We start from the raw sequence: 12,329 nt of genomic DNA, 5'->3' as shown, positions 1-12,329 counted from the left end.
TAACTCTTCTGCAGTGGCTGGGCAGCCATGATCAAAATCGACGTTAATACCTCGTTCGACAAACTGGCGCTCAACCTGCGCATGTTTTCGCGGGATTTGCCGTATGCGACGTCGCAGGCTCTGAATAGCGTCGCGTTCGAATCGCAGAAGACGATCCGGACCAAGACGTTGCCGGGCACATTCACGTTGCGCAACAAGCGCACGCAGCAGGGCTTTCAGGTCGATAAGGCGACGAAGGATCACTTGACGGCTACCGTCGGTAGCCTCGACTGGTGGACGGCCGAACAGGTTGAAGGCGCGAACCGTCGCGCAGGCAATGAGGGGCGCGAGAGCGTCAAGGTTAACGGGAAACCGTACCTTGCAATTCCTGTCGTTGGTGCTGGCAGCAAGGTGTTGCCGAAAAAACAGCGTGCGAGCGCGTTGATCGCGCAGGGCAAAGCGTTTGTCGTGCCTCTTAAGTCGGGGTTGTATGCCGTGGCCGCAGAAGTCATCGGGCAAAGAGATATTCAGGTGCTGTTTATCCTGAAGCCGATGATTCATGTCAAGGAGCGGTTGCACCCTCAACAGACCATCAATACCGTCATCCAGAAGGTGTTCGATGGGAAGCTGGAAGCGGAATTCGAGCGCATCGCGCGCAAGGCAGGTGCATCGTAGGTTTGGGCGGCGTATTGCAGCGCCGCATAGCTTGGCATTTGTTGACGTTTTCAGATTTCCCGTGCGGATAGGATTGCCTTGTTGCCATACCATCAAGGGGAGTCGCGGTGTTCAAAGACTGTTTGCGGGGCTGCTGGGAATGGTGGAATCAGCGTAGTTTTAAAACGAAGTGCTTTTCGGTGCTCACGGCTGCGGTCATCCTCTATTCGCCCTTCGCTCCAAAGCCAACGCCGAAACCGGAAAAAGCCTCTGCTGAGCAGCACAAAGAAGATGCGGCACAGCAGCAAGAGGTGGCACAGCAGCAAGAGGCGGCCGAAACGCAAGAGAAGGTGGTCAAGGAGGCCGCAGAAGAAAAGACTGCGCAGGATGCCAAGGAAACAGAGGATCTCCAGAACAAAGGAGTATTGCTTACGATGCGCGCAGTAAAGCAGACGTTGCGCGATCCGGACTCCGTGCAGTGGATTGAAGCAGGCGTCAGTCCAGACATGAAAGTCGTTTGTGTGACATTCCGCGCGCGAAACGGATTTGGTGGTATGGACACCGGGTTTGGGGTATTCGCTGGCGGAAGATTCTCCCAGACCGAGAAGGTTTGGAACACGAACTGCCATAGAGATGACTTGGTAAATAAGAGTAATGTCGTCTTCTCAGTGAATAACGGGTACGCGAGCGTGGACTAGCAGCGGACCCACGTGAGACAGAAGAATTGGGCGGCCATGTGCCGCCCTTTTTCTTTTGCGCTTTCAATCAGTGTCCCACCGATTGAAGGTGCGCCATGATGGTCGTCAAATTGGCACTGGGCCGCAGCCTGCCGCCGCTGAAATGTAGGCTCGGCAACGAGGTGCAGACGTCGCGCGGGACGCGCAGCCCGCACGGTGGCACCAAAACGGTGCGGGTCCTTGTTTCTGAAGGCCGAAACCGCGGGGAATGCGGCGACGCGCGTTCTTTAAGTAAATTTCGGGCTCAAAACACCCCCCGTCAACATCAATATTGCACTTTTACGTGATTTGCAATAATTGCGGAGCGCCTTATTGCACGCGGTTTGTATCGAATTTCGACTTGCAAGAATGTTGGTGCGGAAGGGGTGAAAAACGCCTCACGAATTGACAGAGGGGTTCCAAAGATGGCGCGAGAGCCGAAAGCTGCCGAAGCGGACTTCGAAGTGTCGGCGCACTGGTTGACACAGTTCGGTCCCGTCGCGTCGATCGAGCATGTGGCGCGGCTTGCGGCAGACGGTGTGACGGTCAAGACCGGCCGTGGGCGCTACCTTGCGGGCATGAGCCTGCGCAATATGTGGAAGCGCGAACTCGAGATCCGCACGGAGACGCAGTTCGAGCAGGATGATCCGTTCAAGCAGGCGCAAATTGAAAACCTGCGCAGTCGGACGCGGATCAACGATCTGGAACTCGCAAAGCTCGAGGGTGAGCTCATGGCAGTCTCGCAACACGTCGAGCAGATCGCCGACCTGTCAAAGTTTTTCGCGACCTTCCTGGACACATTGCCCGACGTACTTGAGCGGTCGGCTGGTCTTACGCCCGAACAGGTTTCTGAACTCGCACGCAAGATAACGAGCGTGCGCGCTGATCTATATAAGAATGCCTTATCTGTCGTCTTACCCGATAAGCAGCCTGTCGTCGGGCCGGATGGAAGCAGCGGAAACGCTGGAGATTCTTCTCCCGCCAAAGCGAGACAAGGTAAGCGAAAGCGCAATAGCAAACCTTCGGATTAGCACGCCGGGCGGCTACGAGGGGCCATGGGATCCGTCGATCACCCCATACGTGGTCGAGGCGATGGACTGTCTTAACCGGCGTGATCTGGACGCTGTTGTGTTCGTTGGCGTCGCGCAGAGCGGCAAGACCCAGGGACTGGTGGAAGGCTGGCTCGTCTTTACGGTGGTCGACAGCCCGGCTGACATGATGGTTGTGCACGTGACTCAGGATGACGTACGGACATTCAGCCGCGATCGCGTCGACCGGATGATCTACGCCAGCCCGGAGATGCGCGCACGCCTGTCGCCCTTCGGCAACGACGACAACGTGTTCGACAAGCGTTTTCGCGCGGGCAACCGGCTGCGGCTCGGTTGGCCGGCGCCGGGCAAGTTCCGCGGCAAGAACGTTCCACGCATGGCATTGACCGACTACGACGGGTATCCGTCGGACGTTGGCGGCGAGGGCGGCGCGTTCACACTGGCTCGCAAGCGCACGACCTCGTTCATGTCGGGCGGGATGACACTGGCGGAAAGCTCGCCGGGTTTCGAAATCCTCGATCCTGAATGGAAACCGAGGGCCGAGCATGAGGCTCCCCCGACCGAGGGAATCCTCGCGCTATACAACGACGGCGATCGCCGACGCTGGTACTGGACGTGCCCGCATTGCACTGAGATGTTCGAGGCGTTCAGTTGGCCGGAACATCCACGTAGCGTGCTGCATTGGGATACGTCGATCGAGGACCCCGAGGCGGCCGGCGCGACAGCCCATGTTATCTGCCCGGAATGCGGCGCAGTGATCGACGAGAGCCACAAGCACGCGATGAATAAGGCGGGAGTCTGGCGCGCGGAGGGCTGGCGATCCGGTGGGCCACGTCGCTCGCGCATCGCGTCGTTCTGGATGTTCGGCGTCGCCGCTGCGTTCCAGTCGTGGTCGAGCCTGGTGTCGAACTATCTGAAGGCGAAGCGCGCGGAGGACACGACCGGCAACGCGCAGACGCTCAAGGCGACGCTGAATGTGGACTGGGGCGTTCCCTACATGCCGCCAGTCGCGACCACGGTTGCAGATCCCGACGTCTACCAGGCGCGCGCCGAGAAGGTCGAGAAGCGTCGGATCTGGGGCGATGTCCGATTCCTGACGATGGCGATTGACCAGCAGAAGAACCGCTTCGTCGTTCAGGTGATCGGCTGGGGGCCTCACGGCGAGCGCTGGGTGGTCGACCGGTTCAATGTGTCAGAGTCGGACCGGATGGGCGAGGATAGCAAGCTCATGCGCGTCGAGCCGTTCACGCACGCCGAAGACTGGCACGTGCTGGACAAGGTTCTCGAGCGGAAATACCAGACGGAAGGCGGGATTGAGCTTGAGGTGAAGCAGGTCGTGATCGATACCGGCGGTATGGATGACGCGACCGAAAACGCATATGCGTACTGGCGTCGCCTGAATAAGTTGGGAAAAGCGGCGCGTGTAATGCTGATCAAAGGTGGATCGACGAAGACGGCACCCCGGTGCGCGCGGTCGACGACCGAGTTCAAGCGGACCGGAGTGCCGCTGTACGTCCTGAACGTCAATCAACTGAAAGACGAGATCGACCGCTCGCTTAATCGCGAAGAACCGGGACCGGGCTATATTCATTTTCCGGAATGGCTCGGCGGATGGTTCTACAAGGAGCTGACGGCCGAGGTCCGGACGCCGGATGGCTGGAAGCGTCGGTCGAAGCAACAGGGCAACGAGGCGTTTGACTTGATGGTGTACAACCTCGCGGCGCACATCATGATCAAGGGTGAAACGATCGACTGGACGAAGCCGCCGCACTGGGCTCGTCCGCTCGCCGAGCAGGTGAACAAGAAGGAAGATGACTTCTCGATCTTCGAGAAGCTTGGCAGGAGCATGAATTCATGAGCGATCCGCTAACTACGCCACCGTGCGGGCCGGTCGCGCCGACGCTGCCGACGTGCGATCAGATGATGGCAGCCGCCATTACTGCATACACGGCGTTGCTGAGCGGAACACGGGAGGTCGTGAAGGTCAAGTCGATCGACACCGAAACCGAATTCAGTCGCCGTAATCCTGACGCGCTGCTGAAGTTCATATTGAACCTGCATCAGCAGTGCCCTTGTGCACAAAGCTATGCGGTGCTCGGCATTCCATGTCATCGCGCGCCAGGTAGGCCGAAATTTGTAGACCACGGATGGGAGGGCGCGTATCCGTTGCGTCGTCGCTTCTGGTAACCCTATGGACATTCAGATTCTTGATCAGCACGGCGTGCCGATCAGTGGTGCCGACGATCGCGTGACGGTTCATGGGGCAGCATTCAAGTCGGGGGAGCGAATCAGTCGTGAGCTCGCCCACTGGCGTCCGTCGCTGAAGAGCGCCGACCGGGACATGCTCCCGGAAAAGGCGATTGTCGAAGGGCGCGCGCACGACCTGGCGCGCAACAACGGCTTCGCTCGTGGCGCGCTTCAGTCGCAGAAAGATCGCGTTGTCGGGGCGAATTATCGCCTTCAGCTTCGACCGGCCTATAAGACACTCGGCATCGACTTCAAGACGGCGAACGACTGGGCTGCGCAGGTTGAGCAGGAATTCAGCCTGTATGCGGACGATCCTGAATGCCTAATTGATGCGACGCGTCGCCGGACGATGACGCAGATCCTGCGGGAATGTGTCGGAACCGAAATGCTGCAAGGCGAGGCGATTCTGTCACGCGAGTGGCGTTCGAGCCCAGCTGGCTACTCGACGTGCTTCATGACGATCGAACCCGAGCGGATGTGCAACCGCAATCTGACGATGGACGTCGACAAGATGCGTGCCGGCGTCGAGCTGGATGCGTGGGGTGCGCCGCTTGCGTACTGGATCCGGACCCGGCACCAGCAGGATGTCGATTATGGAATGAGTTCGTACACGTGGGATCGCTATCCGAAGTACAACCGGTTCGGCGATCTGAACATCATCCACGTGTTCGAAGCCGAACGGCCAAACCAGACGCGGGGATTCAGCCAGTTCGCGAGCGTCATTCAGAAAATGAAGATGGTCGACCGGTTTGAGGACGTCGAGCTGGAGGCGGCGATCATCGCCACGACCTACGCGATGGTCATCAAGTCGGAATTTGGTGCCCGGTCTGCCATGGAAGCGCTCAACGGGGCTTCATTTCAAGATCAGCTTTCGGCTTTCATGGTCGCGCAGGATGCGTATCACCGCGGAACGAACCTCACATACGATGGGGTGAAAATCCCCCACCTGTTTCCGAACGAAGCGCTTGAGTTCACGACGCCCAATCACCCGAACGCGAACGCCGAGTCATTCCGGACCTCGATGATGCGCCACTGCGCACGTGGAACGAACACATCATACGAGGAGTACACCGGGGATTTTTCGAAGACGACGTACAGTAGCGCGCGCGCCTCAATTGACGTTGCATGGAAGTACGTCAGCGGGAAGCGAGCGGGGTTTGTAGATCGCATCGCATCATTGATGGTGCGGGCGTGGATGGACGAGGCAATTACGCGCGGCAGGATCAAGCCGCCCCCAGGCGTCGACTACTGGAAAGCGAGGTCTGCGGTGACACGATCGACTTGGATTGGCGCGGGCAAGATGGTGATCGACGAGCTGAAGACGGCGAAGGCGAACCAGACGAAGCTGACGACAGGCGAAACGAACCTCATGAACGTGACCGCCGACAACGGCGATCGCTGGGACGAAGAGCTCGAGCAGCGCGCGCGTGAGATCGCGTACATGGAAGAGCTTGGATTGCCGACTACCGATCCCTACGCAGGGCAGGCAGATCCGGAAACGATCGCGATGCTTCAGGTGGAGACTGAATGAAGAGCTATCCACACATTGCGGCGCGGGCGTTGAATCGGCCGCTCCTGCTTGAACCGGGCTATGCCCGGTTTTTTTTCGCCGCGCTTTCTCCGCGGTTGAATATCAGCGAGCTCGTGTTGCCGTCTGGTGAATCGCTGGAGGGGCAGGCAATTGCTGGCGTGTTGAATGCCTACGATCCGTCGCGTGGGTATCGGGCCTACGACGTTCAGGGCGGCGTCGCTGTGATTCCGGTCGACGGCACGTTGGTTCATAAGAACGCCGCCCTTGACCCCGTATCAGGACTGCAGGGTTACGACGGCATCGAAGCGAAACTGGCCGGTGCCCTGGCCGATCCCGAGGTACGCGGAATCATGCTTGACATCAATTCGCCGGGCGGCGAGGTGTCGGGCGTCAAGGATCTGGCCACTAAGATCGCGGATTCGTCGAAGCCGGTTTGGGCCCATGCGAACGAGCTCGCTGCGAGCGCTGCCTACTGGCTTGCGAGCGCCGCCGACCGGCTGATTGTCACGCAGACGGCTGAGGTCGGCAGCGTGGGTGTGTTGGTGGCGCATGCGGACTACAGCAAGCAGCTCGAAGATGACGGCGTCAAGGTAACGCTCATCCATTCCGGCGCGAACAAGGTCGACGGCAACCCTTACGAGCCTCTTCCTGATGGAGTGCGCGATCGGTGGCAGGGAGAGCTTGACCAGCTGCGCATGCTGTTCGCCTCGAGCGTCGCAGACGGGCGAAAGATGGACGTGCAGTCGGTTTTGAGCACTGAGGCACGGCTGTATCGCGGGGGCGCCGCAGTCGATGCCGGTCTTGCGGACGCGGTCATGCCGTTTTCCGACGCGATCAATGAGTTTTCCACAACGCTGTCCCGTCTGGGCGGCACTTCGAAGGGGAGTGTACTCATGAGTACGCAAGGTGCCCGCGCTGACGCGCAGGGACAAGACGTGATGCTGGCTGCGGAGGCTCTGCGTTTGGCCGAAGAGTCCCGTGCCGAGGGCTTCAAGGCGGGCGCGGACGCGGAACGCGCGCGAATCTCCGCGATTCTCCAGCACGCGGAGGCTGCCGACCGTGGCGAATCGGCTGTGACGCTCGCACTGACGCCCGGCATGACGCCGGAAACGGCCGGCGCACTGCTCGCGACGTTTCCAAAGGCAGCCACAGGCGCCCGTACGGTCGCCGAACTGGCCGATGCGGCCGGCGTGAAGGCGGATCTCGCCAGCAATATGGGCGACAAGAAGAATGCGTTTGCCGAACAATCGGCGATGCTTTGGAAGCGATTTGGCTAGGCCGATTCGAGTGACATAGGAGAGCACGACCATGGACTTTTATCCGCAAAACGACCCGAATCTAGCTGACCCATACCAGGCATTCAGCAGCGAAGTGGGTTACACGCCCGATCAACTTGTCGTCAGCGCCGATGTTCACCTCGTCGAAGTCTATTTGACGGGCGGCGTCGCGTATGCGCGCGGTGATCTGCTGTCGTTCAATCCGGCGACCAATACGGTCAACACCGTTGCAGCTGGTGCAGGTGCGACCGCACACTTCATCTGCCCGAGCAATATCACCGCAGCGCAGTCGACCGCGCATGCTGCGGGTGGCTATTTGCTGCAGGTGTACGCCGAAGGTGACTTCAATGAACTGGCAATAACCATGCAGGGTGCGACCGTGGCGCCCGCTGATTTGCTCGCTGCAAAGGGCGCGTTGAACAATGCCGGCACGGTCCGTCTGCGCAAGATGAACTGATCAAACCGCTACCACCACCTCCTCATGGGTCGCTTCGCGCGGCCCGTTTTCATTTCTGCGGCCGGACATTGCGTACCCGGTCCGTGCATGGGAGTTGCGCATGTCCGCATATAGCATTTTCGATACCGCCGAGCTGGTGCAGTTGATCCAGACCGTCTTCGAGCCGGAAAACTTTCTGCTGTACTCGTTCTTCCCTACGGTGATGGAGTTCGACACCAAGGAAATCCTGTTCGAACGCTTCACCGAGAACGAAAGCATCGCCCCGTTCGTCAGCCCGAACGTCGCGGGGCGCCCGATGCGTCGCGAAGGCCGAATCGTTCAGTCATTCGCACCGGCCTACTTGAAGCCGAAGCACGCGATCCAGCCCGAAGAAGCGCTTCGTCGGGCGGCCGGCGAAGCGCTCGGCGCCGGAACGCTCGATCCGCAAGAGCGTTTCCTGCTGGCAACGCAGCGTGCGCTGCAGAAGCAACTGCGCGCAATCGAGCGTCGCCTCGAATGGATGGCCGCACAGGTGCTGGCGAAAGGCCAAGTCATTGTCGTCGGCGATGACTATCCGTCCGTAACGGTGGATTTCGCGCGCGATCCCAACAATACGATCGCACTGGCGGGCCCGGCGCTTTGGTCGCAGCCGACCGCTACGCCCCTCGACGACCTCGAGGCGTGGTCGATGCTCATCCTCGAGGCGACGGGCGCGGCCGGCTCCGACGTGATTGTGACGCCGGACGTTTGGAACGCGATCAAGAACAACCCTGTGTTCGTTGATCTGTTCAAACGCTACCAGAATCTGGGCGGTCCGCTGCCGAACGTGCTGCCGGCTGTCCAGAAGCGAAACCTCTACAAGGGGCAGCTCGGCAACTTCAACCTGTGGGTCTACCAGGACTGGTATCGCGACGAACAGGGCAACAAGATGCCGTATCTCGAACCGGGAACGGTCCTGATGGTCGCATCCGGTGACGACGGAATCGCAGGCGTCCAGGCATTCGGAGCGATTCAGGACGTCGCGTCGCTCCTCGCACAGAAGTTCTTCGCGAAGATGTGGGAGTCGCACGACCCGAGCGCCGCGATGCTGATGACGCAATCGGCACCGCTGTTGGTGCCGAGTCGTCCGAACGCAACCGTCGCCGCTACGGTCCTCTAAAGCCAGATCGGTCACTCAATGTAGTGGCTGTGCATACCCGTTGAAGGTGGTGTCATGGATTTGATTGCGAAGCGTCGACTGAAAGTCGATAGCCCGATCGTCGAGATTCCGGGCAAGAACGGTGGAGAGCCCACTTACAAGCGTACCGGCGTCGAAAAATGGATCTCGCCTGGTGAACAGTTCACCGTCTCGGACGATATCGGCGCGACGCTGGTCAAGCGGCATTTTGCGGTCGACGCCGATGCGCCGCCCGAGGCGAAGCCGATCGTACCGACGCAGACCGGGCCGACCGTGACCCTGACCGAGCCGCCGGCTGCCTGATCATGGCGACCGACTGGCTTCCGGCTGGCTACGTCGGTGGATTTGCGGGGCATTACGTCGAGGCGGTGAAGGCTCAACTTGCCGAGTTTGGTGAATGGGTGAAGCACCGCCCGTCAGGCGGGAAGGACGATTGGGTATTCATGCATTTCGTTGAACCGCCAGACGACCTTCATCTGGGGGGCGCTGTGCTCGAAGTGGCTGAGGTCAATCCGAAGCTTCGGGGGCTGATCGCGGACTTCGCAGTCGTGCCTGTGAAGTACAAGCAGTACGCCGAAGGCCATACGCGGAACGGGACCGGATCGCTGATGGTGGTGCGCGGCATCCTTTACGAAGTGAAGGATGTCAAGCTAAATCCGTGGGGCGAGGTGCGGCTACCGTTGCTCGAGATCAGCGGGCCCGGTGACCCGAATTTCTACACGGATCTTTCGACGTTTCTTTGCAGCGGGAGCGCGTGATGCTGATTCGTTCCGCAATAAGGCAAGCGATCGTCACGATCCTGTCTGATCCGAATACGGCGTTGCAGTCTGGATCGTGTGCGACTGGGTCCACGAAAGCGCTAGACCGGGTGCTTGACAGTCATTCCGAGCCGCTGCAGCTGCTGCAAACCGATGTCGAACTACCAGCGATATCCGTATACACGGACTCAGAGGATGGAGACTTCGGTGCGGGCATGTCGATGAATTTCAGCTCCCACGTTGACCTCGTCGTGCACATCGAAATGTACGCGAGCATGGGCACGGACTTCGACACCGAAATGCTGCTCGACAACATGGAGGAGCAGGTTAGGCGCAAGGTCCTTTGGGATGATCGGCTCTATCGCCAGCCCGTCCTGGACGAAGCCGGAAAACCCATTGGCTTCAATCTGCTTGTGCAGCGGATCTCCAAGTATCAGTCGACCCGCGCAATGGACAGTGAGCGACAGGCGCGCATTGGCCTTCGGCGATTTAGTTTGACAGTGCACTACGTTGAAAACTGTCTGCCACCCGAGATCGTGACCGGCGCATGCCTGGCGCCCCCACAAATGTCGTGCGTCAAGGCCGGCGTGCAGCTTGGCAAAGACCTCGTTCAGTTCAATCCCAAGTTTCCGGAGTAACTCATGCTGACCAAATTCGTAAAGCCGACGCGCGGCATCGTGTTGATGCCTGAACGCGGCTACCGCGAGCTGAAGGCTGAAGGCGAAAACGTGCCTGTCAACCCGTACTACATGAGCCTTCTGCGGTTCGGTGACATCGTGGAAGTCACACCCCCGGCGCCGGCCAAGGCGGTCGCGCCGGTGACGACTGCGGTGCCCACCGCGACGGCCACTGTAGTGCCCACTGCCAGTGGTGCGGCTGCCAGCCAGGGCGCGCAAGCCGCGCCGACCGCGTGACGCACACGCATACGCATACGATTTTCGGAGAATTACATGCCTGACATCACGATTCCGGGAGTGCCGCAAGGCGTCCGGGTGCCGTTCCTGTACTTCGGCGTCGACAACAGCAAGGCCGGTTATTTCCAGTCGACGGAGCGTGTCCTCCTGATCGGTCAGATGCTGCCGAACGGCAGTGCGGGTGCTGGTGCGCCCGTGCAGATCGTCGGTAACGAAAACGGCTTGTTCGGGCAGAGTTCGATGCTCGCCGACATGGCGCGGATTGTGCGCAAAACGAGCGGCTTCGCGGAGATGTGGGCGCTTCCGCTTCTCGACGCCGCGGCTTCAATCAAGGGTACGTGGATCGTTACGTGCGCGCTTGATCCGGCGAAATTTCAGAGTCCGGGTCTCGCTGGTGTCTATGTCGGTGGCGTCCAGTACACGACAGCCGTATTGCTTGGCGATGCTGCAACGGATGTCGCCAATGGGCTGGCCGCCGCAATCACCGCTGATCCGCAGGCCAAGGTGTCGGCGGTGGCAAACGGCAACACGGTGACGCTGACGGCGAATCACGCTGGTGAGACGGCCGGCCACATCGACGTGCGCGTGACCTATAACGGCATCGGTGTGCCGGTGACTGGGGTGACGCTTGCCGTAGCGCCCGGCGCAGTTGGCGCGGGCAATCCCGATATGTCTGCCGCGCTGGCGACGCTCGGGGATGAGCCGTTCAAGTGGGTCGCGATGCCGTACACCGACGCAACCAGCCTGGCAACGTCGCGGACTTTCTTTGACGACATGAACGGTCGGTGGGCGGCAATGCGGATGGTGTACGGAGCGGCGTTCAGCGCATGCACGACGCTGACACCTGCAGCACTCGCCGCGTTCGGCGCGACGAACAACGACCAGCACATGTCGATTTTGGGGCTGTATGGAACGCCTAGTGCGCCGTGGGAAGTTTCCGCCGCGCTTGCCGCATACGCGCTTGTGTACCTGTCTGACGCGCCGGAACTGTCCCGGCCAGAACAGACAATCGAGCTGACGGGAATCTACGCACCGGAGATCCCCGACCGCTTCAACAAACAGGTGCGCGAGATGCTCTACTACAAGGGCATGGGTGCGACGACGGTGGATCAGGCAGGCGTGGTGCGCCTCGATCGACTGCTGACGACCTACCAGGTCAACGGGCTGGGTGTCGCTGACAATTCGTATCTCGACATCAATACGATGGCACAGCTCATGTACTTCATCGAGTACATGAACAGCGGAATTTCGACCACGTTCCCGCGGGTGTCGCTCAAGGATGATGGGAACCCGGTATTTCCGGGGCAGTACGCAGTGACGCCAAGCGTCATTCGAACCTACATCATCGCGCTTGCAGACCAGCTCGCGGACCTGAACGTCATCGAAAACGTTGACGAGTTCGCGAATCTGCTACTGGTTCAGCGCGATTCCGATCCGAACTGCGTCGACATGATCCTGCCACCCGATTTCGTCAACCAGTGGCGCATCGGCAAGATTCTCGTCCAGTTCTACAACCAGTACCCGGCAACGAACTGAGCCGGCAGTCACGCAACCCGAAAGACCGCCTGACCGCGGTCTTTTTGCTTTAGGA

14 protein-coding genes are annotated in these 12,329 nt (G+C 59.9%); all 14 read left to right on the top strand.

Features of this window, described 5'->3' with window-relative positions; translation table 11 throughout:
* Positions 1-27 precede the first annotated feature (27 nt).
* The 14 genes from FAZ95_RS13870 (at position 28) to FAZ95_RS13805 (ending at position 12,274) form a co-directional block, all read left to right on the top strand.
* A complete protein-coding gene (locus FAZ95_RS13870) occupies positions 28-654 on the top strand; it encodes an RNA-binding protein (RefSeq protein ID WP_137332990.1) in 627 nt (208 codons plus the stop codon).
* A gap of 107 nt (positions 655-761) precedes the next feature.
* Positions 762-1,331 (top strand): hypothetical protein, encoded by a 570-nt coding sequence (locus FAZ95_RS13865; RefSeq protein WP_137332989.1) that lies wholly within the window; start codon positions 762-764, stop codon positions 1,329-1,331.
* 443 nt (positions 1,332-1,774) lie between these two features.
* The gene (locus FAZ95_RS13860) at positions 1,775-2,380 is read left to right on the top strand and encodes a DUF1441 family protein (RefSeq protein WP_217497399.1); all 606 of its coding nucleotides are present in this window, start codon (positions 1,775-1,777) and stop codon (positions 2,378-2,380) included.
* Entirely contained in the window at positions 2,295-4,256 is a 1,962-nt protein-coding gene (locus tag FAZ95_RS13855) for a phage terminase large subunit family protein (protein WP_175425599.1), read from the top strand. The genes FAZ95_RS13860 and FAZ95_RS13855 overlap by 86 nt, the downstream gene beginning before the upstream one ends.
* Positions 4,253-4,585: a hypothetical protein gene (locus FAZ95_RS13850; protein WP_137332986.1), complete on the top strand. Its 333-nt coding sequence runs from the start codon at positions 4,253-4,255 to the stop codon at positions 4,583-4,585. The genes FAZ95_RS13855 and FAZ95_RS13850 overlap by 4 nt, the downstream gene beginning before the upstream one ends.
* Positions 4,586-4,589: 4 nt before the next feature.
* Positions 4,590-6,176: a phage portal protein gene (locus tag FAZ95_RS13845; RefSeq protein ID WP_137332985.1), complete on the top strand. Its 1,587-nt coding sequence runs from the start codon at positions 4,590-4,592 to the stop codon at positions 6,174-6,176.
* Positions 6,173-7,453 (top strand): S49 family peptidase, encoded by a 1,281-nt coding sequence (locus FAZ95_RS13840; RefSeq protein WP_137332984.1) that lies wholly within the window; start codon positions 6,173-6,175, stop codon positions 7,451-7,453. Before FAZ95_RS13845 ends, FAZ95_RS13840 begins: the two co-directional genes overlap by 4 nt.
* Before the next feature lie 31 nt (positions 7,454-7,484).
* Entirely contained in the window at positions 7,485-7,910 is a 426-nt protein-coding gene (locus tag FAZ95_RS13835) for a hypothetical protein (protein WP_137332983.1), read from the top strand.
* A gap of 100 nt (positions 7,911-8,010) precedes the next feature.
* Positions 8,011-9,048 carry a major capsid protein gene (locus FAZ95_RS13830; RefSeq protein WP_137332982.1) on the top strand — a complete coding sequence of 346 codons (1,038 nt, stop codon included), beginning with the start codon at positions 8,011-8,013 and terminating at the stop codon, positions 9,046-9,048.
* Positions 9,049-9,102: 54 nt separating this feature from the next.
* Positions 9,103-9,369 (top strand): hypothetical protein, encoded by a 267-nt coding sequence (locus FAZ95_RS13825; RefSeq protein WP_137332981.1) that lies wholly within the window; start codon positions 9,103-9,105, stop codon positions 9,367-9,369.
* Between the two features lie 2 nt (positions 9,370-9,371).
* Positions 9,372-9,824, top strand: a complete 453-nt coding sequence (locus tag FAZ95_RS13820; protein ID WP_137332980.1) for a hypothetical protein — start codon at positions 9,372-9,374, stop codon at positions 9,822-9,824.
* Positions 9,824-10,462, top strand: a complete 639-nt coding sequence (locus FAZ95_RS13815) for a hypothetical protein (RefSeq protein WP_137332979.1) — start codon at positions 9,824-9,826, stop codon at positions 10,460-10,462. The genes FAZ95_RS13820 and FAZ95_RS13815 overlap by 1 nt, the downstream gene beginning before the upstream one ends.
* 3 nt (positions 10,463-10,465) lie before the next feature.
* Positions 10,466-10,738, top strand: a complete 273-nt coding sequence (locus FAZ95_RS13810) for a hypothetical protein (RefSeq protein ID WP_137332978.1) — start codon at positions 10,466-10,468, stop codon at positions 10,736-10,738.
* Positions 10,739-10,774: 36 nt separating this feature from the next.
* A complete protein-coding gene (locus FAZ95_RS13805; RefSeq protein WP_137332977.1) occupies positions 10,775-12,274 on the top strand; it encodes a phage tail sheath subtilisin-like domain-containing protein in 1,500 nt (499 codons plus the stop codon).
* Positions 12,275-12,329: the final 55 nt, after the last annotated feature.

Source organism: Trinickia violacea (assembly GCF_005280735.1).
GTDB lineage: Bacteria > Pseudomonadota > Gammaproteobacteria > Burkholderiales > Burkholderiaceae > Trinickia_A > Trinickia_A violacea.
This window is presented reverse-complemented; position numbering and strand designations above follow the sequence as displayed.

Bases quoted from the DNA above. Each gene is read 5' to 3' on its own strand.
- FAZ95_RS13870 (WP_137332990.1), top strand. From the start codon at position 28: ATGATCAAAATCGACGTTAATACCTCGTTCGACAAACTGGCGCTCAAC.
- FAZ95_RS13860 (WP_217497399.1), top strand. From the start codon at position 1,775: ATGGCGCGAGAGCCGAAAGCTGCCGAAGCGGACTTCGAAGTGTCGGCG.
- FAZ95_RS13855 (WP_175425599.1), top strand. From the start codon at position 2,295: ATGGAAGCAGCGGAAACGCTGGAGATTCTTCTCCCGCCAAAGCGAGAC.
- FAZ95_RS13850 (WP_137332986.1), top strand. From the start codon at position 4,253: ATGAGCGATCCGCTAACTACGCCACCGTGCGGGCCGGTCGCGCCGACG.
- FAZ95_RS13845 (WP_137332985.1), top strand. From the start codon at position 4,590: ATGGACATTCAGATTCTTGATCAGCACGGCGTGCCGATCAGTGGTGCC.
- FAZ95_RS13840 (WP_137332984.1), top strand. From the start codon at position 6,173: ATGAAGAGCTATCCACACATTGCGGCGCGGGCGTTGAATCGGCCGCTC.
- FAZ95_RS13835 (WP_137332983.1), top strand. From the start codon at position 7,485: ATGGACTTTTATCCGCAAAACGACCCGAATCTAGCTGACCCATACCAG.
- FAZ95_RS13830 (WP_137332982.1), top strand. From the start codon at position 8,011: ATGTCCGCATATAGCATTTTCGATACCGCCGAGCTGGTGCAGTTGATC.
- FAZ95_RS13825 (WP_137332981.1), top strand. From the start codon at position 9,103: ATGGATTTGATTGCGAAGCGTCGACTGAAAGTCGATAGCCCGATCGTC.
- FAZ95_RS13820 (WP_137332980.1), top strand. From the start codon at position 9,372: ATGGCGACCGACTGGCTTCCGGCTGGCTACGTCGGTGGATTTGCGGGG.
- FAZ95_RS13815 (WP_137332979.1), top strand. From the start codon at position 9,824: ATGCTGATTCGTTCCGCAATAAGGCAAGCGATCGTCACGATCCTGTCT.
- FAZ95_RS13810 (WP_137332978.1), top strand. From the start codon at position 10,466: ATGCTGACCAAATTCGTAAAGCCGACGCGCGGCATCGTGTTGATGCCT.
- FAZ95_RS13805 (WP_137332977.1), top strand. From the start codon at position 10,775: ATGCCTGACATCACGATTCCGGGAGTGCCGCAAGGCGTCCGGGTGCCG.